The organism is Pseudomonas sp. NPDC079367, assembly GCF_044542195.1.
In the GTDB taxonomy this organism is placed as follows: domain Bacteria; phylum Pseudomonadota; class Gammaproteobacteria; order Pseudomonadales; family Pseudomonadaceae; genus Aquipseudomonas.
In genome coordinates this window covers 15,662-39,252 of record NZ_JBITTW010000008.1, presented here as the reverse complement: position 1 = coordinate 39,252, position 23,591 = coordinate 15,662, and the positions used below count along the sequence as shown (strand labels likewise).

General features: G+C 64.1%; 3 protein-coding genes. All 3 read right to left on the bottom strand.

What is annotated here, in order from left to right:
- Nucleotides 1-34: 34 nt before the first annotated feature.
- Genes ACIGDJ_RS10390 through ACIGDJ_RS10380 form a run of 3 tightly spaced genes read right to left on the bottom strand, consistent with a single transcriptional unit; the run spans nt 35 to nt 23,584 of the window.
- Complete coding sequence (locus ACIGDJ_RS10390) at nt 35-12,349, bottom strand: non-ribosomal peptide synthase/polyketide synthase (RefSeq protein ID WP_397479058.1); 12,315 nt, start codon at nt 12,347-12,349, stop codon at nt 35-37.
- Nucleotides 12,350-12,362: 13 nt separating this feature from the next.
- Complete coding sequence (locus tag ACIGDJ_RS10385) at nt 12,363-20,186, bottom strand: amino acid adenylation domain-containing protein (protein ID WP_397479057.1); 7,824 nt, start codon at nt 20,184-20,186, stop codon at nt 12,363-12,365.
- Entirely contained in the window at nt 20,183-23,584 is a 3,402-nt protein-coding gene (locus ACIGDJ_RS10380) for an amino acid adenylation domain-containing protein (RefSeq protein WP_397479056.1), read from the bottom strand. The genes ACIGDJ_RS10385 and ACIGDJ_RS10380 overlap by 4 nt, the downstream gene beginning before the upstream one ends.
- Nucleotides 23,585-23,591: the final 7 nt, after the last annotated feature.

The following is a 23,591-nucleotide window of genomic DNA, read 5'->3' as shown; positions in this document are numbered from 1 at the left end:
CGCCTGGGCAGCGCCCGCGCAAAAGGCCGGGTGATCAACCCACCCGCGCCATGCAATGTTCGATCAACGCTTCAAGTTCACGCTGGTAATCGCTCATCAGCGCATCCATGGTGCCGGCGCGGTAACGCTGACTGCTGTAGATGCAGCGCAACGCCAGTTGCCCGTCATAGACCTGGCCGACGATTTCCAGCCAGTTGCCCAGGTTCGCCTTGAGGCTGTAGTTGTCGCCGGTCTCTTCCAGTGCCGGCACCAGCAACGCCTGTTCATCGAAGCTCTGGTCGAACTGCCCGAGGTAGTTGAACGTCACCCGTGCCTGCGGCAATGCAGCCAGTTGCGCCGAGATGTCCGGCCCGGCCAGATGACGCAGCACGCCGTAGCCGATGCCCTTCTGCGGTACGCCCGCCAGTTGCGCCTGCACATCGATGATCGATTGGCCGATGTCGTCGCTGTCCGGGCGCAAACGCACCGGGAACATGCTGGTGAACCAGCCGAGGCTGCGGCTCAGGTCGATCGACTCGAAAAGGTCTTCGCGACCGTGACCTTCGAGCAGGATCAGCGCCGACGGCTGCTCGCTCCAGCGACACAGCGCGCGGCTGAGCGCTGACAACAGCAGGTCGTTGATCTGCGTGCCGTACACCGCCGGGGCCTGTTTGAGCAGTTGTTCGGTGTGCTCGCGGGACAGCTTGAGCCGTGCCTGCGCCTGTTGCCGCACGAGGTTTTTGCCGCGCGGGTTATCGCACGGCAGATCAACGCCCGGTTGATCCAGTTGCTCCAGCCAATAGCTCAATTGCTGCTCGGCTATCACTGGCGCCTGCGCCTGCAATGCCTCGGCAAATGAACGATAACTGCTGGTGCGAATCGGCAGCTGCGCTGGCACCCCCTGCACGCACGCCTCATAAGCGACTTTCAGATCGTCGAGCAGAATCCGCCACGACACGGTGTCGACCACCAGGTGATGAATCACCACCAGCAGGCGCGCCTGACCATCCGGCAAAGCCACATGCATGACCCTCCAGACCGGCCCGTCATCGAGTTTGAGGCTGCGCTGCGCAAGGTTGGCCAAGGTTTCGACCTCTTCACTGCTCTGCGCTTCACGGCGCCACAGCACAGCCTCGTCTGAGGCGCTGGTGCTATAGCGCTGCAACCAGCGCCCGCCGTCGTTGGAAAAACGCAGGCGCAGCGAATCGTGATGCTGTTCGATCAAGCCCAGCGCCTGTTCGAGTGCATCGAGGTCCAGCGGCTGACGTGCGCTGAGCAGCAACGACTGGTTGTAGTGATGCTCCTCGGCCATGCCTTCGGCGAAGAACCACTCCTGGATCGGCAGCAGATTGAACGCGCCCTCTGCGGCAACCTGAGTCAGGTCCGGCAGCGCTTGCCCAGCGCCCTCCTTCGCCACCTGCTGCTCGAGAATGCCGGCGATGGTTTGATAGCGCATCAGATCGCGCAGCTTCAGCTCCATCTGCAGCGTCGGGTGATTTCGCACCCGCGAGATCACTTGCAGGCTGAGGATCGAGTCGCCGCCCAGTTCAAAGAAGTTATCGCTGATACCGACCTGCTCGACCTGCAACACCTGCGCCCAGATTTCCGCCAGCAGGCGTTCCTGCTCGGTGCGCGGGGCAACGTATTCGTCGCTTTTGAATTGCGGCTCCGGCAGGGCCTTGCGATCAAGTTTGCCGTTGGGCGTGACCGGGAACGCGCTGAGGCAGACGATCTGCGCCGGCACCATGTATTCAGGGAGCGAAGCGCGCAGCCCGGCCTTGAGTTCATCACCAATTTCTTCACCGCTGGCGGTGACCACGTAACCGATCAGTTGCTTGCCCGAAGCGTTGTCGCGGGCAATCACCAGCGCATCGCTGACCGCCGGCAACTGACGCAGGCTGGCCTCGACTTCGCCCAGCTCGATGCGGAAGCCACGCACCTTGACCTGATGGTCGATGCGCCCGACGTAATCCACTACGCCGTCCGCGCGACGACGCACCAGGTCGCCGCTGCGGTACAGGCGCTCGCCAGGGGCAAACGGGTTGGGCACGAAGCGCTCGCCGGTCAGATCGGGGCGCCCGTAGTAACCGCGAGCGACACCGTAACCGCCGATGTACAGCTCACCGGCAAAGCCCGGCGGCAGGGGATTCAGATCGTCGTCGAGCACGTACAGCGAACGCGCACCGACCGCGCGGCCGATCGGCGCGTACGCCGCTTCGCACTGCTGGCTGACGGCGACTTTCCAGAGCATCGGCGTGACCACGGTTTCGGTCGGACCGTAGCCGTTGGTGAAGCATTGCGGACGCAACGCGGCTTTGACCTGTTCGAAGGTCTGCTCCGGCACCGCATCGCCACCGAAGCAGTAGATGCGCACTGGCGGTGGTGCGATGCCACTGGCGGCGGCGTACTCGGCGAGTTGTTTGAGATAGGCTGGCGGGAAGCACGCGATGGTCACGCCGTAATCGTGCAGGGCCTGATAGGTCTGCTCCGGCGTCCACAGACAACCGTCGCGAATCACCAGACGACCGCCGCTGTACAAGGTACTCAGCCAGCGTTCGTGGGCACCATCGAAGGCGAACGACATGAAGTGCAACTCACAACTGCTCGCGTCCATTTCGTACAGCTCGGCGATGGCCTGGCAGTGCATGCTCAGCGGGCCTTGGGTAACGGCCACGCCCTTCGGCCGCCCGGTGGAACCAGAGGTGTAAACCAGATAGGCCAGGCTTTGCTCGTGAACATCGCAGATCGGGGCAGCATCGCTGTAAAGACTGCGATCGAGTTGATCGATTTCCAGGCGCAACACGCCATGCGGCGCCGGTAACGTCGCGCGCAGGCTGGTTTGCGTCAGCAGCAGGGCCATGCGCGAATCTTCGATCATGTACGCCAAGCGCTCGGGAGGATAATCGATGTCCAGCGGCACGTACGCCGCACCGCTCTTGAGCACGGCGAGGAAACTCACCAGCATTTCCAGCGAACGCGGCAGCGCCACGCCGATCACCACTTCCGGCCCGGCACCGTGGGCGATCAGGCACTGCGCGAGTCGATTGGCCTGCCGCTCCAGCTCTGCGTAGCTCAGGCTGTCGCCGGCGCATTGCACTGCGATCGCATCCGGTTGCTGTTGCGCATGACGGCTGATCAGCTCCGGCAACAGGCGAGGCTCATGGCGGTGCGCCGGCTCGGCGCTCCAGACCTGCGCCGCTTGCCATTGTTCAGCGGACAGACGCTGCAAGTTGCCCAGCCGCTCATACGGCGCGGCCATCATCGCCGCGAGGGTGTTTTCCAGGGTCAGGCGAATGCCTTCTACCGCCTCGGCGCTGAAGTGGCTGCGCAGGTACAGGTACTCGATCGACAACTCATCGCCGAGCATCACCGCAAGGTCCATCGGCACGTTGGTCACGCCGTGGCCGATGGATTTGCCGAAGGTCAGCCCGGTGTCGGTTTCTTCCTGCAGGCGCTCGTCGATCGGGAAGTTTTCGAACACCACGATGCTGTCGAACAGCGCCTGACCACCGAGGTTCGACCAGCGCTGTACATCGGCCAGCGGTGCCTGGGAGTAATCGCGGATGTCGAGGTTGTAGGCCTGCACCTCACCCAGCCAGTCGGCCAGACGCTGATCGGCCTGCGGGGTCTGAATGATCGGCAGGGTGTTGATGAACAGGCCGAGCATGTTGCCGACATTCGGCAGGCTTTCCGGACGCCCCGACACGGTGGCGCCGAAGGTCACCGTCTGCTGGCCGGTGTAGCGCTGCAATAGCAGCAACCATGCGCCCTGGATCAGCGTGTTGGGGGTGATGCGCAGGTCGCGGCAAAACTCCAGCAGGCGCGCGGTTTGCGCCTTGTCCCAGTTCGAATAGAGCGCATCGTGACCCGTAACCTCGGCGCTGTGGCGCGGGTGCATCGCCTGGCTCAGCGCAGTCGGTTCGTTGACCACCGCCAGACGCGCCTTCCAGAACAGCTCTTGCGCATCCTGATCCTGCGCCTGCAACCAGGCGATGAAATCGCGATAGCGGCCGTTTTCGCCAGTCACCTGGCCTGTGGAGTAGTACTGCAAGACCTCGCCGAACAGCCGCGAGCTGCTCCAGCCGTCCATCAGAATGTGGTGGCTGGTCCAGATCATCTGGTACTGCTCGTCGCCCAGCTGCAGCAGGGTCACCCGCTGCAATCGCGCTTCGGCCAGGTCGAAGCCCAGCGCGCGGTCGGCGCTGGCGAATTCGGCAATCGCCGCCTCGCTGCAGTCCTGCCCACGCCAATCGAGCACCTGCATCTGCAACGGCGCATGGCGATGCACGACCTGCAGCGGCTTGGCCAGCCCATCCTGCCAATGGAAACTGGTGCGCAGGATCGCCTGACGCACAATGATGAATTCCCAGGCCTGGCGGAAGCGCTCAACGTCGAGGCCCTTGATCGGCAGACTGACCTGTTGCACATAAAGGCTGCTGCCGTTATCCGACAGCGTATGGAAAAGCATGCCTTCCTGCATCGGCGACAGCGGATAGACGTCTTCAATCAGCTCCGCCGGCACCGGCAAGGCATCGAGCTGCGCCTGATCCAGTTGCGCCAACGGGTAGTCGGCAGCGCTGGCAGATTGCGCGTCTTCAAGCGAAACCACTGCGGCCAGTTTCTGCACCGTCTGCTGCTGGAACAGGTCTTTGGGCGTGAAGCAAATGCCTTGCTGACGCGCGCGGCTGACCAACTGGATCGAGATGATCGAATCACCGCCAAGGGCGAAGAAATTGTCGGTCACGCCGACCTGCTCGATCTTCAGAATGTCCTGCCAGACCTCGGCCAGCTGCTGCTCCAGCGGCGTCGATGGCGCGACGTAATCGCGTTGCGCCTGGCTGGCATCCGGTGCCGGCAAAGCCTTGCGATCAAGTTTGCCATTGGGTGTCAGCGGCAATTGTTCGAGGAACAGCCAGTGCGCCGGCACCATGTAGTCCGGCAGATGCGCCTTGAGCCCGGCTTGCAGCGCAGTGCTCAGTTCATCCAGTTGCGCAAGGCTCTGATCGGCCTCGGCCGGCACCACGTAAGCCACCAGTTGCTGGCCACCAACGCCGTCCACCGCCAACACCACGCCTTCGCGCACGCTGGCCTGGGCCAGCAGACGCGCTTCGATTTCGCCCAGTTCGATACGCAAGCCGCGCACCTTGACCTGATGGTCGATGCGGCCGACGTATTCGATACGGCCGTCATCGGTGAAACGCGTCAGGTCGCCAGTGCGGTACATGCGCTCGCCGTTGCTCGCCAACGGGTTGGGCACGAAACGCTCGGCCGTCAGGCCCGGGCGCAACAGATAGCCACGCGTGATGCCCTCACCGGCCAGATACAGCTCAGCCGCAACGTTAAGCGGCGCAGCCTGCAACTGCTCATCGAGCAGGTACGCGGTGGTGTTGCGCAACGGCCGGCCGATATTGGCCCGGCCACCGAGTTCGCGGCGGGTCCAGGTCGAATACGTGGTGTCTTCGGAGGGCCCGTACAGGTCGTAAACGTGGGCAACCGAAGTCTCCCGGTACAAGGTGTCGACCAGCGCCTGCTTGAGCGGCTCGCCGGCCAGATTGATGATGCGTACGCCCGGCGGGATCTGGCCGATGCGTTGCAACGCAGCAATTGCCGACGGCACGGTGTTGATCAGGCGCACCTGAGCACGCTCGGGCAAGTCCGCCAGCTCAAGGGCATTGCGCGCCATGACGATGGATCCGCCACGCGCCAGGGTGACGAAGATCTCCCACACCGACAGGTCGAAGCACACCGACGTCGAGGCCAGCACGCCTTGCAGATCGTCCTCGCGGTAGACCTCGGCGGACCAGTGAATCAGCGCCTGCACGTTGCGGTGGGCAATGGCCACGCCTTTCGGTTTGCCGGTGGAACCGGAGGTGTAGATCACGTAGGCCAGATTGGCCGAGTCGGCCCGCGCCGGCAGGTTGTCCGGTGCCTGCGCGGCAAACGCCTCGCCACCGGCCTCGACCAGCACCACTTGGGCTTCAGTGGACGGCAGTTGCGCCAGCAACGCTTGCTGGGTCAGCAGGACTTTCGCCTGGCTGTCATCGAGCATGTAGGCCACGCGGTCGGCCGGGTAGTCCGGGTCCAGCGGCACGTAGGTGCCACCGGCCTTGAGCACTGCCATCAGGGCGATCACCAGTTCCGCCGAACGCGGCATCGCGACGCCGACGCGCACTTCGGCGGTGACACCCAGCGTCAACAAATGCCGCGCCAGCTGATTCGCCCGCCGGTTCAGTTCGCCATAGCTCATAGCCACGCCGGCATGACTCAGCGCCAGTGCCTGCGGATGCGCCGCGACCCGTGCTTCAAAGCTCTGCGAGATCAACCGCTCGGCCGGATAAGCCGCGTGATTGTCGTTCCACTGCGCCAGCGTCTGACGCTCGGCCAGCGGCAGCAGGCCGATCTCGCCGAGGGCCCGCTGCGGCGCCTCGATAAATTGCTCCAGCACTTCGCGCAAATGCGTCGCCAGGCCGAGCACGCTGCGTTCGGCAAAGTGCTCGGTGAGGTAGTTGAAATCGAGGTTGAGCACCTCGCTGGCGCCAGCGATCAGGGTCAGACCGTAGTTGGTCTGCTCGCGATGCTCCAGACCGGAAAAGCGCAGCCCGCCCGGATTGGCCTCCAACGCATCGGACACCGGGTAGTTCTCGAACACCAGCAAAGTGTCGAACAGCGCTTCGCCACTCAATGCGGCCAGACGCTGAATGTCCTGCAGCGGCGTCTGTTCGTAGTCGCGCAACAACAGGTTTTTGTCCTGCACGCTGCGCACCCAGTCACCGGCGCTGAGGCTGGCCTGCGGGCTGGCGATCACCGGCAAAGTGTTGATGAACAGCCCCAGTTGCTCCTCGATGCCCGGCAAATCCACCGGACGCCCGGATACCGTCGCGCCAAACGCCACCGTGGCTTGTCCGGTGTAGCGCTGCAACACCAGCAGCCACGCCGCCTGCACCAGGCTGTTGAGGGTCACCTGTTGCTGACGGGAGAAGCTGTTCAGACGCTGGGTCAATGCTTCGTCGAAATGCAGACGATGCATCTGTTTGCCCGGCCCCGGCACAGTGCGTCCGTGGCAGGCCGAGGCCAGTCGGGTCGGCTCGTCGAGTTCGGCCAGTTGCCCGCGCCAGAAGTCCTGCGCGGCAGCCTTGTCCTGGCCCTGCAGCCAGACCAGAAAATCGCGATAGCGGCCCTGTGCGCTCGGCACCGGCTGGCCGGCGTAATCCTGCAGCACTTCGCCGAACATCCGCGAGTTGCTCCAGCCATCCATGAGGATGTGGTGGCAGGTGAAAATCAACCGATGGCGGTCGTCGGCAGTGCGCAGCAGGCACAGGCGCAACAGCGGCGGATTGTGCAGATCGAAGCCACGTTCGCGGTCGGCCTGCGCGCGTGCTTCGAGCACCGCCGGCAGATCAGCGACATCGCGCACATCGATTTCCGGCATTTCCAGAGTCAGTTGGCGGTTGATCACTTGCAACGGTGCATCGAGGCCATCACGCCCCCAAATGAAACCGGCGCGCAGCACTTCATGGCGATTCACTACGCGCTGCCAGGCTTGCTGGAACCGCGCAACGTCGAGGCCGTCGATGTCCAGCAGCATCTGATAGACGTAGGCGCTGGCGTCCGCGTCGTACAGGCTGTGGAACAGAATGCCTTGCTGCATCGGCGCCAGCGGATAAATATCCTCGATGCGCTGGGCGGCGATCGGCAGGCTGTCCAGATGCACCTGGGACAAACCGGCCAGCGGCACGTCGGACGGCGTGAGGCCGCCCGCATGGCTGAGGCAGTGGTCGATCAATTCACTCAGTGCCACTTCGTAGGCACGGGCCAGCGCGGCGATGGTCGCCTCTTCGAAGACATCGCTGCTGTAAGTCCAGGTCAGGCTCAACTGGCCCTGATAAACCCGGCCATCGATGGTCAGCCAGTTAGCCATCGGCGCGTTTGCGTCCTGACCGGCGCCCTTGTCCTCGGTGGCCGGCCGCCACAGGGCGTCTTCATCAAAGTTGTTGTCGAACTGGCCGAGGTAGTTGAACGTCACTTGCGGTTGCGCCAGTTCATACAGCGCCGCTTGTGCGTCGGACGTACCAAGATAACGCAGCAAACCGTAGCCGATGCCCTTGTTGGGGATCGCGCGCAGTTGTTCCTTGATGCCTTTGATCGAAGTTTCCAGACTGGCGTTTGGCGTCAGGCGCACCGGGAACATGCTGGTGAACCAGCCCACGGTGCGGCTCAAGTCGATGTCATCGAAGAGGTCTTCGCGGCCATGGCCTTCGAGCTGCACCAGCGCGCTGTCGCTAGCGGTCCACTCGCAGAGCACCCGCGCCAGTGCGGTCAGCAGCAGGTCGTTGACTTGAGTGCGGTAGACCGCCGGGGCCTGTTGCAGCAGCTGGCGAGTGCGTTCGGCGTCCAACCGCGTGTCGACGCTGCGTTCGAAGCGGTTGTTCAATTGGCCCTGCGGATTATCCAGCGGCAAACCGAGCGGCGCGTCGCGCAACTGCTCGCGCCAGTAACTCAGTTCACTGTCCAGCGCCGCGCTGCGCGCATGCTCTTGCAGGCGCAAGCCCCAGTCCTTGAGCGCGCTGGTCTTGGCCGGCAGATGCACGCGCTGTCCGCTGCTGATCTGCTGATAGGCGCTTTGCAGGTCTTCGAGCAGGATTCGCCACGACACGCCATCGACCACCAGGTGATGAATCACCAGCAACAGACGCTGACTGGCGTCCGGCAAATCGATCAGCGCCGCGCGGATCAGCGGGCCGTTGTGCAGGTCGAGGCTGCGTTGCAGGTCCAGGCACAGCGCTGGCAATGCCGCGCTGTCGTCCAGCGTGAAAGTGCGTAACAACGCTTGTGGCTGATCCACCGCGCCGTGGCTTTGCTGCCAGCCCTGCTCGGTTTGGCGATAACGCAGACGCAAGGCGTCATGCTGCTTTTGCACCTGCGCCAGCGCCTGTTGCAGCGCCGCGGCTTGCAGGGTTTTCGCCGGGCTCAGCAGGATCGACTGGTTCCAGTGATGCCGCGCCGGGATGTCGCTGTGGAAAAAATACTGCTGGATCGGCGTCAGCGGCGCGTCGCCAAGCACCTCGCCCTGCTGCGTTTGCACGGCGTCGCTTTGTTGCGCGACGGTGGCCAGACGCTGCACGGTCTGGTGCTGAAAAATGTCCTTGGGCGTAAAGCGAATGCCGGCCTGCCGCGCCCGGCTGACCACTTGAATCGAGATGATCGAGTCGCCGCCCAGCTCGAAAAAGTTGTCGTGCAGGCCGACACGTTCGACCTTGAGCACGTCTTGCCAGATCTCGGCCAGACGCTGTTCCAGTTCACTGCGCGGTGCTGCGTAAGCCTCTTGCACCTGGGCAACATCCGGCGGCGGCAGTTGCTTGCGATCGAGTTTGCCGTTGGCGGTCAGCGGCAGTCGTTCGAGGAACGCCCAACTGACCGGAACCATGTAATCGGGCAGGGTTTCGCGCAGGTGCGCCTTGACCGAATCGCGCAGCGCGCCCTGCTCGTCCGCGTTCAATGTCTCGACCGGCACGACCCAGCTCGCCAGTTGCTGTCCACTGAGGCCGTCCACCGCCAGCACCACCGCTTCGCGCACCTGTGGATGCTTGAGCAGTTGCGCTTCGATTTCACCGAGCTCGATGCGGAAACCACGGATCTTCACTTGGTGGTCGATACGGCCGATGTACTCGATCACCCCGTCGCCGCGCAGGCGTGCGAGGTCGCCGGTACGGTACAGACGCTCGCCTGCCTTGCGGTTGAACGGGTCGGGCACGAAGCGGGTGGCGCTCATCCCGGCCTGATTCAGATAACCACGGGCCAGACCGGCACCGGCGATGTACAACTCACCGATGCAGCCTTGCGGCACCAGATTCAGCGAACTGTCGAGCAAGTACCACGACAGGTCGACAATCGGCGCGCCGATCGGGCTGCTGTGGTGGCTGTGCAGATCGGCCAGCGACAACGGTCGGTAAGTCACGTGCACGGTGGTTTCGGTGATGCCGTACATGTTGATCAGCGTCGGCGCGCGGTCGCCAAACCGCTCAAACCACGGCCGCAGATTCTGTACTTCCAAAGCCTCGCCGCCGAACACCACGTAACGCAGGGCGTTGCTGCGGCTCGATTCGCAGGCGACCTGCATCAGCGGCTTGAATGCCGACGGCGTCTGGTTCAACACCGTGACATTTTCATCACACAGCAGTGTGTAGAAATCCTCCGGCGAACGGCTGACATCGTGTGGCACCACCACCAGTTTGCCGCCATACAACAGCGCGCCGAAAATCTCCCACACCGAAAAGTCGAACGCGTAGGAATGGAACAGCGTCCAGCTGTCCTGCGGGCCGAAATCGAACCAGTGCTCGGTGGCGCTGAACAGGCGCATCACGTTGCCGTGCGACAGCAACGCGCCCTTGGGTTTGCCGGTAGAGCCGGAGGTGTAGATGACGTAGGCCAGATTGTCCGGTGTGGTCAGGCAAGGCGGGTTGCCGGCGATGCCGTGTTCCGGCGCGTGATCCAGTTCGAGGCACAGCAGCCCCGGCGGCAGCGGCAATTGCCCGAGCAAATGGCCTTGGGTCAGCAGCAACTGGATGCCGCTGTCGTCGATCATGAAGCTCAGGCGGTCATCCGGGTAGCTTGGGTCCAGCGGCACATAGGCACCGCCGGCCTTCAGCACCGCGACAATGGCGACGATCATGTCCAGCGAACGCTCGACCGCAACGCCGACGCGCACGTCCGGGCCGACGCCCTGCTCGATCAGCGTATGCGCCCACTGGTTGGCGCGGTGATTGAGTTCGGCGTAAGTCAGGCATTGCCCGGCAAAGCTCACCGCCACCGTATCGGCATGCCGCTCGGCCTGGGCCTCGATGGCTTGCTGGATACACGGCATCAGCGGTTGTTCGATCAGCGGCGGATTCCATTGCGCCAACAGCTGTTGCTGCTGGCCGGCGTCGAGCATCGGCAACTGGCCGATGCGCTGGCTCGGCTCGGCAACGATCGCTTGCAACAGCGCAATCCAGTGTTGCGCCAGGCGCTCGATGGTCGCTGCGTCGAACAGGTCAGTAGCGTACTTGAGCACGGCTTCGATGCCGTGGGCCTGTTCGGTGGTGTTGAGGGTCAGGTCGAACTGCGCGGTCTGGCTCTGCCATTCCAGCGGTTCGATGTTCAGGCCGTTCAGGCGTGTCGCGACGCTCGCGCGGCGCTCGGCCTGGTGGTTGAACATGACCTGGAACAGCGGGCTGTGGCTGAGGCTGCGGCCCGGTTCCAGCGCTTCGACCAGTTGCTCAAACGGCAAGTCCTGATGCGCCTGCGCCTCCTGCGCCGTCTGTTTGACCTGACGCAGCAGCTCGACAAACGGCAGCTCTGCGTCGATGTCCGCCTTGAGCACCTGGGTGTTGACGAAGAAACCGATCAGGCGCTCGATTTCTACCCGGCCACGGTTGGCCACCGGCACGCCGACACGGATATCGCTCTGCCCGCTGTAGCGATGCAGCAAAGCCTGAAACGAGGCCAGCAGCAACACGAACAGGGTGACGTTTTCCTGCCGGGCAAAATCCTTGAGGGCACTGCTCAGCGCCGGGTCGAGAATCAGGTTATGGCTGGCGCCGGCAAAGCTTTGATCGACCGCGCGTGGGCGATCCAGCGGCAGTTCCAGCACCGGTTGTTCGCCGCCGAGTTTTGCCTGCCAGTAGGCCAGTTGCCGCTCCTGCTCACCGGCCTCCATCCAGTGGCGCTGCCACAAGGCGTAATCGGCGTATTGAATCGGCAGCGCCGGCAGACCGGCGTCGTGACCGAGGTTGAAACCGGCGTAGAGCTGCACCAGCTCCTCGATCATCACTTGCAGCGACCAGCCATCGGAAACGATGTGGTGCAGGGTCAGCACCAGCACATGGTCATCGGGGTTGACCTGCAGCAACGCGGCACGCAGCAGCGGGCCGTGCTGCAGGTCGAAAGTCTTTTGGCTCTGGGTCTGGACGAAAGCCTGGATCGAGTCCTCCGGGTCATTCGCCAGATCAGCGCTCAGGTGATGAGCCTCCAACGCAAAAGGTCCTGCGGGCTGAACCACTTGCAAGGGTTGCGCGCTGTCTTGAGAGAACACCGTGCGCAAGGTTTCGTGGCGCTCGATCAGCGCCGCAATGCTGCGTTCCAGTGCCGGCACATCCAGCGGCCCCTGCAAGCGCAGGGCCGTCGGAATGTTGTAGGCCGCGCTGTGCGGTGCCCACTGCCACAGGAACCACTGGCGCTGCTGAGCGTAGGACAGCAGCAACGGCTCTTCAGCCGTGCGCTTGAAAACCGGGGCAATGTCAAAGAGGTTGACGCCTTTCTGCTTGAGCAGAACCGCCAGAGCCTTTCTTTGCTTAGCCGAAAGTTGTCCTACCGACTCGATTAACTCTTGCACGCGTTTTTCCCTCTCAAGAAATCAGTTTTTCCAGATCATCGAGGGATAGACGTTTGAGGGCCTCCAGTGATTTAGCCAATTCATCCTGAACGGGCGACATTTCGACGCGCAGCGCTTCGATCCGTGCGCAGAAATCCTTGAGCGTGTCGGTTTCGAACAACGCCTTGAGCGGCACCTTGTCGCCCAGACGTTCCTGCACCCGGCTCACCACCAGCGTCGCCAGCAACGAATGGCCGCCGAGCTGGAAGAAATTGTCCGCCAGCCCTACCCGCTCGACTTCCAGCACCTCCTGCCAGATCGTCGCGACCTCCCGCTGCAGGTCGCTTTGCGGCGCCTGGTATTGCTCCTGCGCCGGGCTCTCGCCCAAGGCCATCAGCGCCTTGCGATCGAGCTTGCCGTTGGGCGTCAGCGCGATCGCGTCGATCAGGTGCAGGTGCCCCGGCACCATGTGCGCCGGCAAGCGACTGGCCAGCGCGTTGCGCACCCGCTCAGTCAGCGTCGACCGCTCGCTGTCCGGTGCGGCAACGAGGTAGGCATGCAGGTGTTTGCCAGCGGCGCCGTCCTGCGCCAGTACCACCGCCTCGCCGATTTCATCGAGTTCCAGCAGGCGCGCTTCGATCTCGCTGAGTTCGATGCGGAAACCGCGAATCTTCACCTGATGGTCGGCGCGACCGATGTATTCGATGTTGCCGTCATCGCCTTGGCGGACCAGATCGCCGGTGCGGTACAGGCGCTCGCCATTGCTCGCGTAAGGATTGGGCACAAAGCGTTCGGCGGTCAGCGCGGCGCGACGCAGATAGCCGCGCGTCACCCCGGCGCCGGCCAGATACAGCTCGGCCGCCACGCCCTCGGGCAACACCTGCAACTGACTGTCGAGCAGGTACGCCACGGTGTTATCCAGCGGCCGGCCAATGTTCGCCCGGCCCTGCGGCGTGCGCAGGGTGAAGGTCGAATAAGTGGTGTCCTCCGAAGGCCCGTAGAGGTCGTAGACCTGCTGCACCTGAGTGCTGGCATAGAGGCTGTCGACCAGACTCTGCTTGAGCGGCTCGCCGGCCAGATTGATGGTGCCGACCGAAGCCGGAATCTGCCCGGCGCGTTGCAACGCGGCAATCGCCGACGGCACGGTATTGATGAGCGTAACCTGATCACGCGCCGGCAAATCGGTCAGCGCCAGAGCGTTGTCGGCCAATACCAGACAGCCACCGCAGGCCAGCGTGACGAAGATTTCCCACACCGACAGGTCGAAGCAGATCGACGTCGAAGCGAGCACGCCGCGCAATTGCTCTTCGCGATAGACCCCCGCTGACCACTGAATCAGCGCTGACAGATTGCCGTGGCTGATCGCTACGCCTTTCGGTTTGCCGGTGGAGCCAGAGGTGTAGATCACGTACGCCAGATTTTCAGCCGCGAGGTTAACCAGTGGCGCAGTGGCCGGGTATTCGCTGGCGACGTTCTCGTCCACCAGCAGCACCTGCGCACTCAAGGTGTCGGGCAGCATCGCCAAGGCCGCTGGCTCAGTGAGCAGCACCGCCGCGCGGCTGTCGTCGAGCATGTGCAGCAAGCGTTCCTGTGGGTAATCCGGGTCGAGCGGTACGTAGGCGCCACCGGCCTTGAGGATCGCCAGCAAGCCGACCAGCATCTGCGGCGTGCGGCGCATGCACACGCCGACGCGCACTTCCGGCCCGACGCCCATGCCTTGCAGCTTGTGCGCCAGACGATTGGCCCGGGTATCGAGGCTTTGGTAATCGATGGATTGCTCAGCGAACAGTACGGCGTTCGCCTGCGGCTGACGCTGCACCTGCGCAGCAATGTGTGCCAATACCGTGCGTTGATCCGGCGCGGTCGCCGGCGCCTTGCCCCACTTGATCGCTTGTTGCCGTTGTGGCTCGGCGAGCAGTTGCAGCGCGCCCAGCGGCTGCGTGGCGTCGGCGAGGAACTGCTCGAGCAGGCCTTGCAGTTGCCCACTCAGCGCGCTGATCGCTTGAGCGTCGAAACTGGCCTGATCGTAACTCACGCCAAGACTCAGCTCGCGGCCAGTGACCGCCACCAGCGTCAGCGGATAGTTGGTCTGCTCCTGACGGCGGATCGCCGAGAACGTCAGACCCGTCTGCGGGCCCTGCGCGAGCGCTTCGGCCATCGGATAGTTCTCGAACACCAGAATGCTGTCGAACAACGCCCCGGCACCCGCCCCGGCCCAGCGCTGAATGTCATACAGCGGCGTGTGTTCGTGCTCGCGCAAGGCCAGGTTGAGAGCCTGCACCTGCTGCAGCCATTGGCTGACAATGAGTTCGGCCGACGGCGCTGCCACGACCGGCAATGTGTTGATGAACAGGCCGATCTGCTGCTCGACGCCCGGCAAGTCGGTCGGCCGCCCGGCGACCGTCGCGCCGAATGCCACGTGATCCTGTCCGGTGTAGCGCTGCAACAGCAGCAGCCACGCCGCTTGCACCAGCGTGTTGAGCGTGACTTTCTGCTCGCGGGCGAAGCGATTGAGATTGGCCGTCAGCTGTTCGCTGAACACCTGCTCGTGATCGGCATAGCCGCTGCCCGCGTGTCTGACCGGCATGGCGCTGGCCAGTCGCGTCGGCTGTTCAAGGTCCGCCAGCGCCGTGCGCCAGAACTGTCGACTGGCCTGCTGATCACGCTGCCCGAGCCATTCGATGTAATCGCGATAACGCCCCTGCCCTGCGCTCGGCACGATGCCGGCGTAACGCTGGAGCACTTCGCCGAACAACTGCGAGGTGCTCCAGCCGTCCATGAGGATGTGATGGCAGGTGTAGATCAGGTGATGAGTGGACTCATCGGTGCGCACCAGCGTCACGCGCAACAGCGGCGCCTCGAGCAGATCGAAACCGTTGTGCAAATCCTCCGCCGCCAGTTGCCCGAGTGCGGCGTCGAGCCCATTGCGACCGCGCCAGTCCTGCACCTGCCAAGGCATCTGCACACGGCTGCGCACCACCTGCACCGGCGCGACGGCATCCTGCGGCCAGACGAACGCGGTACGCAAAATATCGTGAGCGTCGAGGGTCTGCTGCCAAGCCTGGCGGAAGCGCTCGGCGTCTAGCTGCTCGACATCGACGCGCAGCTGATTGGTGTAGGCCGGGCTGTCCGGCTCGTTACGGCTGTGGAACAGAATGCCCTGCTGCATGGGCGACAGCGGGTACAGATCGACGATGTCACGCGGCGCCATCGGCAGCGCCGACAGCTGCGCCTGAGTCAGGTTGGCGAGGTTGAAATCCGAAGGCGTCACGCCACCGACGCCGTTCTCGCAGCAATGTTCGATCAAGCGTTCCAGCTCGCGGCGATAAGCCTCGGCCAGCGCCTCGATGGTCTCGGCGCGGTACATGCCGATGCCAAAGGTCCAGGTCAGTTCCAGCTCACCGCCGAGAACCTGACCGTCAACACTCAGCCAATTACCCAGCGGCGCCTGCCCATCCTGATTGGTGCCGGTGCTGTCAGCGCTTGGCAGGAACAACGCGCCTTGCTCGGCGCTGAACGCGCCGTCGAACTGACCGAGGTAATTGAAGGTCACCCGTGGTTGCGCCAGCGTCTGCAACTCGGCAGAACGCGTGAGGTAACGCAGCACGCCGTAACCGATGCCTTTGCCCGGCACCGCGCGCAGTTGCTCCTTGATCGCACACAGCGATGCAGCGGGATTGGCCTGCGGAGTCAGGCGCACCGGGAACAGGCTGCTGAACCAGCCGACCGTGCGGCTCAGGTCGACGTCGTCGAACAGGTCTTCTCGACCATGGCCTTCGAGCTGGATCAACACCGAAGGCTGCTCGCTCCAGTCACACAGCACCCGCGCCAAAGCCGTCAGCAACAGGTCGTTGATTTGCGTGCGATATGCCGCCGGAGCGACTTTCAGCAGTTTGTCGGTCAGTGTCTGGCTCAGGCGCGTACTGGCGCGGGCCGCCTGGGCGCGAGTCTGGCTGTCCTCGGCGAAATCTCGTGGCCATGCCCAGTTATCCCCCGCCAGAGTCTGCTGCCAGTAAGCGCTTTCGGCCGCCAGCGTTTCACTCTCAGCATAACGGTGCAATTGCCCGGCCCAGTCGTGCAGCGAACTGCTCTGGCTTGGCAACATGGGCGCCGTCCCCGCCGCCAATGCCTGGTAAGCCAGCTGCAAGTCTTCGAGCAGAATGCGCCACGACACGCCGTCGACAACCAGGTGATGAATCACCAGCAACAAGCGCTGCTCGGCGTTCGGCAGAGTGACCAGCACCGCGCGCAGCAAATGCCCGCGTTGCAGGTCCAGGCTGCGCTGCGCCGCGCCGGCCAGCGCTGGCAAAGCGTCGAGGCTGTCCAGTTCGCGCAGCCAAAGCAGTTCGGCATCGCGCTGAGTCTGCGGCAACGCCTGCCAGCTATCGCCCGATTGCACGAAACTCAGGGCTAACGCCTCGTGCTGTTCCACCAACGCTGCCAGCGCCGTGCGCAGATGCGCGGCGTCCAGCGCCAGGGTCGGTTGCAGCATCACCGACTGGTTCCAGTGCTGGCGCTGGGCAATCGGCGTCTCGAAGAACCGCACCTGAATCGGCAGCAACGGCAACGGCCCGCGTGCCGCCGGTGTGGCGATGGCAGCCGGTTTGGCGTCGATCAGTTTGGCCACAGCAGCCAGTTGGCCGATGGTCTGTTTTTCGAATAGCTGCTTGGGGCTCAGCTTGATCCCCTGGCGCTTGGCCCGGGCGATGATCTGCAAGCTGAGGATCGAGTCGCCGCCCAATTCAAAGAAGTTATCGCTGCTGCCGACCCGCTCAAGCTTGAGCACCTCTGCCCAGATCGCCGCCAGTTTTTCCTCGATCTCACCGACCGGCGCGACGAACTGCTGGCTGACCACGCCGGGCACTGGCAACGCACGCTTGTCGAGCTTGCCGTTGGCGGTCAGCGGAAGCTTTTCCAGCAACAGCAACTGCGCCGGCACCATGTAATCCGGCAGACGCGCCTGCAACTGTTCGCGCAAATCCTGCGCCTGCGCCTTCGTGCCCACTGCCGGCACGCACCACGCCAGCAGTTGCAGGCGCGCCGGATCGTCATCCACTGGCAGCGCGAGCACGGCGGCTTCGCTGACGCCGTCGAGGCCGAGCAACACCCGCGCAACTTCCGCAGGCTCGACGCGGTAGCCGCGCACTTTGACCTGATCGTCGGCACGACCGATGAATTCCAGCGCCTGCTCGCGATTGCGCCGAACCCGGTCGCCGCTGCGGTAGACCCGCGCGCCCGCTGCGCCGAACGGGTCGGGCAGGAAGCGCTCGGCGGTGAGCCCCGGCTGGTTCAGATAGCCAAGGGCAACGCTGTCGCCACCGATGTACAGCTCACCGGCAACCTGATCGGCTACCGGGTTGAGCACATCGTCGAGCACATAGACGTGAGCACCGGCCAGTGCCGTGCCGACCGGAACGCTGCGTGCTTGCGCGGCAAGCGCTTCGACCTCATGGGTCAGCACGCCCACGGTGGTTTCGCTCGGCCCGTAGTGGTTGATCAGGCGGCAGCCCGGCTTCAGTTGCTGCACGCGCTCGACCAGCGCCGGCGAACAGGCTTCGCCGCCGACGATCAGTGCGTGTCCCGGTAGCACGTCGGCAGGCTTGGCCGCCTGCAGCAGCGCGGCAAGATGCCCGGGGACGATTTTCAGCACGCCGACGCGATGGCGGGCCATGTATTGGGCAAAGCGGTCCGGGTCAAAACCGAGTTCTTCCGGCAGCACATGCAGCAGTCGGCCCGAGCACAACGCGCCGAACAGCACGGTGAAGCCAAGGTCGGCGGCGATGGTCGAGACCAGCGCCATGCTCGCCTCGGGCGCCGGCGCCAGACGTTCGAGTACGCCGCGCACGTAACTGCCCAGCGCGCCGTGGCTGACCAGCACGCCCTTGGGCTGCCCGGTGGAACCGGAGGTGTGAATCAGGTAGGCCGGTGAGTGCGCAAACAGCGTCAGCTCAGGTGCGGACGCCGGCAGCGATTGCCATTGCGCCGGCGCAAACTCCAGCCCCTGACAGCCCTCGACCGCCCGTTCGCTGAGCCGCGCATCGCCTGCAGCACCGATCAGCACGCGGGCCTGCGCAGCGCCGAGCATCTGCTCCAGTCGCGCGCTCGGCGCCTTGACGTCGAGCGGCATGTACACCGCGCCAGCCTTGAGAATCGCCAGCAGGCAAGTCAGCCAGTCCAGCGAACGTTCCAGCAGCACCGCCACCGGGTCGCCGACATTGACCCCCTGCGCTCGCAAATAATGGGCGAGACGATTGGCATCCTGATCCAGCGCCTGGAAAGTGATTGTCTGCTGTAGATCACGAGCGGCCAGCGTTTCTGGTTGTCGGGCCACTTCCCGCGCCCAGTGTTGCAACACCGTCAACGCCGGTTCGCGCTGGATTGAAAGCGCAGCGGGCCGTGGCGTGGCGACCGTGTGCAGTGGCGCCTGCGGGGCCTTGAGCAACTGCGCAAACAGGTCGAGCAACATCGGCACGAAACCGGCGACGGTGTCTGCCTGATAGAGATCGCTGGCGTAGGTCATCTGGCCGTGGATCAGCGCGCCGTCGTCAGTGATGTCCAGGGCCAGATCGAAGTGCGTGCCGTCCTTGGCCAGCGGGTATTCGCTGACGGTCAGGCCGGGCAAGGCCATGGAGCGCTGTTTCTGCATGCCGACGTTCTGGTTGAACTTGGCCTGAAACAACGGGTTGTGGCCTAGCGTGCGTTCGGCGACCAACTCATCGACCAACTGCTCGAACGGTAACTCCTGATGGGCCTGTGCGCCGAACGCTGCTTCACGCACCTGCGCGAGCAAATCGGCGAAACTGCCGCGCTCATCGACCTGGCAACGCAGCACTTGGGTGTTGACGAAGAAACCGATCAGCCCCTCGACTTCGGCGCGGCCACGGTTGGCATTCGGCACGCCGACACGAATGTCGCGCTCGCCGGCCAGACGCGAGAGGAACAGCGAGAACCCGGCCAGCACCAGCATGAACAGACTGATGCCCTGGCTACGGGCGAAGGCGTTGAGCTGATGCGAAAGGTCGGTGCCGAAATCGAAGCTCAGGGTCTGCCCGGCGAAGCTCTGGGTCAGTGGTCGGGCAAAGTCCGGCGCCACTTCCAGAAGCGGATGCTCATCGCCCAACTGCTGACGCCAGTAGTCGAGCTGGCGCTCACCCTCGCCGGCCTCCAGCCAGCGTCGCTGCCAGATCGCATAGTCGGCGTACTGCAATGGCAGCGCCGGCAATTGCGGTTCGCGCTGCAGGCTGAACGCCTGATAGCACTGCACGAACTCCCTGACCATGACGTCCATCGACCAGCCGTCGGAGACGATGTGGTGCATGCTCACCAACAGCACGAACTCATCGTCAGCCAAAGCAAACAGGCTGGCGCGCAGCAACGGGCCGTGGCGCAGATCGAACGGTTGCGCGGTGACGTTTTGCACGTGTTGCGCGAGCACTTGCTCACGCTCTTGCGCGGCGGTGCCAGTCAGATCGAAGCGTTCCAGCGCAATACTTTGTTGCTCGAGAATCAGCTGATGCGCTTGATCGCCGTCAGTGTGAAACACCGTGCGCAATACCTCATGGCGCGCCAGCAGATGATCGAACGAGCGGCTCAGCGCCGACTCGTCCAGCCGGCCTTTCAAACGCAAGCCAGCGGCCATGTTGTACGCGGCGCTGTGCGGTTCGAGCTGCCAGAGAAACAGCAGGCGCTGCTGGGCGAACGACAAAGGGATGTGCGCGCAGTCGTGGCGGCTGACCGGCAGCGGCAACAGGCTGAAATCCTTGCCCTCCTCGCGCAATTTGGCGAGAAACAGCCGACGCTGTTCCAGCGGCAGGCCGACGAACCTTTTTGCAATACGTTCCGCCATCGTGCCGCTCATACTTGTTCTCCTTGCAAAGCATTCATGAACTGATCCAGGTCGGACCAGTCGTCGTCGCCGCTCGCCTCGGCCAGTTGCGCGAGTACCTCGGCGAGATCCGCCAGCAGCGGTTTCTCGAACAGACTGCGCAGCGGCAGCACCACGCCCATCTGCTCCTTGACCCGCGCGATCACCTGCGCGGCCAACAACGAATGGCCGCCCAGTTCGAAAAAGTGATCGTCCAGGCCCACACGCGGCACCTGCAGCACCTCGGCCCAGACCTGCGCCAGACACTGCTCGGCCGGCGATTGCGGGGCGCGGTAATCGCCCTGCAACTGCGCCGGATCCGGCGCTGGCAAGGCTTTGCGGTCGAGCTTGCCACTCGCCGTCAGCGGCAGGTTCGCCAGCAACAGCAGATGCCCCGGCACCATGTAGTCCGGCAGGCTGGCTTGCAGCGCAGCGCGGGTCTGCTGACGGAACGCCGTTTGCGTCGCCGCGCTGGCAAGCACCGCAGGCTCCGTCACCACGTAGGCGACCAGTTGCGCACCGCCGGCGAACGGCACCGCCAGCACCACTGCTTCGCGAACGCCCGAACATTGCTGCAGGCGCGCTTCGATCTCGCCCAGTTCAATGCGGAAGCCGCGAATCTTCACTTGGTGATCGACCCGGCCGACATACTCCAGCGCGCCATCGCCGCGCAGCCGCGCACGGTCGCCGGTGCGGTACAGGCGCTGGCCGTCGGCGAACGGGTCGGCAATGAACCGCTCGGCGCTGAGGCTCGGCTGACGCTGATAACCGCGCGCCAGCCCCGGCCCACCGATGTACAACTCGCCCACCGCGCCTTGCGGCAGCAGGTTCAGATCATCGTCGAGCACGTACAAGCGCCGCGCCGCCAGCCCCTTGCCGATCGGCATGCCGCGCCACGACACGTCCTGCGCGGTCAGCGCGGTGCAGTCATGAATTGTCGAGACCACCGTCGCCTCGGTCGGGCCGTAGGTGTTGAGCAGGCGCACATGACCGAGCCCGGCCTGTTGCCACAAGCGCAAGCCGTCCACGGCCATGGCTTCACCGCCAACGTGAATCTGCCGCAGCGCGCCGAAACTGGCCGGCGGTTTCGCCGCGTATTCCTGCACCAGCCAATACCAGTAGGCCGCCGGCAGGTCGGCCAAAGTGATGCCCTGATCGACGATGACCTGCTGCAGTGTCGCGCTGTCCCACAACGGCGCATCGCGCATGACTACGCTGGCGCCATGGCACAGCGGCGGGAAAAACTGCTCGACGAAGCCATCGAAACTGCTGGTGGCGAATTGCAGAACCCGATCGCCTTCGCGCAGATCGCTGTAATCGATAGCGCGGGCGATGAACTCGCTCAGTGCGCCATGACTGACCGCCACACCTTTCGGCCGCCCGGTGGAACCGGAGGTGTAAATCACATAAGCGAGGTTGTCGGCTTCGACCGTGACCGGCAGATTGTCGCTCTGCGCGCTGTCGGGCAATTGCTCCAGACACAGGCACTCGATGCCGTCGAGCGGCGGCAGGCTGGCGAGGCTTTGCCGGTCGCTGAGCAATAGTTTCAAACCGCTGTCATCGAGCACATGGCGCAAGCGTTCGGCCGGGGTCTGCGGATCGAGCGGCACATAGGCACCGCCGGCCTTGAGTACCGCCAGCAACGCCACCGCCAGCTCCAGCGAACGCCCCAGCGCGACGCCGACCAGCACGTCCGGGCCGACACCCTGTGCGCGCAACTGATGGGCCAAGCGATTGCAGCGGCTGTTGAGTTCGTCGTAGCTCAATGCCGGCGCAGGCGCAGTGGCCAACAGCACCGCCGAGGCTTGCGCAGTCCGCACGACTTGCGCTTCGAACAGGCTTTGCACGCTGGTGAAACGAGGCGCTGGCGCGGTGGCGTGGATCAACGCGTGGCGTTCGTTTTCGGCGAGCATCGCCACCTCGCCGATCAACTGCTGCGGGTCGCGGCACACCGACTGCAGAATGTTGCGCCAATGCCCGGCCAGCGCGGCGATGGTCGCGGCGTCGAAAATATCGGTGGCGTAGGTGAACGCGGCGAACAGTTGCTCGCCCTCCTCGCGGGTGTCGAGCATCAAATCACTGGTGGCCGCGTGTTGCCGAGCGCTGCCGGCCAGCTGTTCTTCGCTCAGATAGCCCACGCGCAAGCCTGAAGCGAGTTGCGCGTGGTGCAAATCGGTGACCAGCGGCTGGTGGTTGAACATCACCTGAAACAGCGGGTTGTGGCTCTGGCTGCGCGCCGGTTGCAGGGCTTCGATCAGGGCGTCAAAGGGCAGTTCCTGATGGGCCTGGGCGCCGAGGGCGGCCTGGCGCAGGTTCTGCAACAGCTCGGCGAATGGCGTTTGCGCAGTGACCGCGCTGCGCAGGATTTGCGTGTTGACGAAGAAGCCGATCAGGCCTTCGGTTTCACTGCGGGTGCGATTGGCGATCAGTCCGCCGACACGAATATCGGTCTGGCCGCTGTAGCGGTGCAACAGGGTCTTGAACGCCGCCAACAGCACCACGAACAAGGTCACGCCCTGACGCTGGGCAAGGTTTTTCAGCTCTTCACGCAGGGCTGCATCGATCACCGTTTCCAGGCGTGCGCCCTGATGGCTGGACTGCGCCGGATAGGCGCGATCGGTGGGCAATTCCAGCACTGGATGTTCGTCGCCCAGTTGCGTGCGCCAGTAGTCCAGTTGCCGCTCGCGCTCACCGGCTTCCAGCCAACTGCGCTGCCACAGCGCGTAGTCGCGATAGTGCACGGTCAGCGCCGCCAATGTCGGTTCGCGCCCGGCGACCAGTGCGTCGTAGGTGCGCATGAACTCGTCGATCAGAATGTTCATCGACCAGCCGTCGGCGATGATGTGATGCAAGGTCAGCAGCAGCACATGTTCCTGCGCGGCCAGGCGCAACAGCCGCAGGCTCAGCAGCGGGCCGTTCTGCAAATCGAAGGCCTGGGTCGCCTCGGCCATCATGTGCTGCTGCGCGAGCGGCCAGCGCTGGGCTTCGGGCAACTCGCTCAAATCAGTTACGGGCAGTTTCAGGGGCTGAGGTTCGGCCACGCGCTGGAAGGCACGCTCGCCGTCCTGGCCGAAGGTGGTGCGCAAACATTCGTGGCGCGCCGCCAAACGGCTGAAGGCCTGCTCCAGTGCCGCGACGTGCAGATCGCCCTCCAGACGCACGGCCATCGGCAGGTTGTAGGCTGGGCTGGTCGGCTCCAATTGCCAGAGAAACCACATGCGCTGCTGTGCGTAAGACAGGCCGTCACGCTCGGCGATACCGGCGCAGGCGGTCATGGGCAACTGCGCAAAATCGATGCCTTCGCGGGCCATGCCGGCGAGGAACAAACGGCGTTTGTCCTGGGGCAATTCGATAAAGCGGCGGGCTAGTTTCTGTGCGTCTGCGGCATTCATGCGTGGA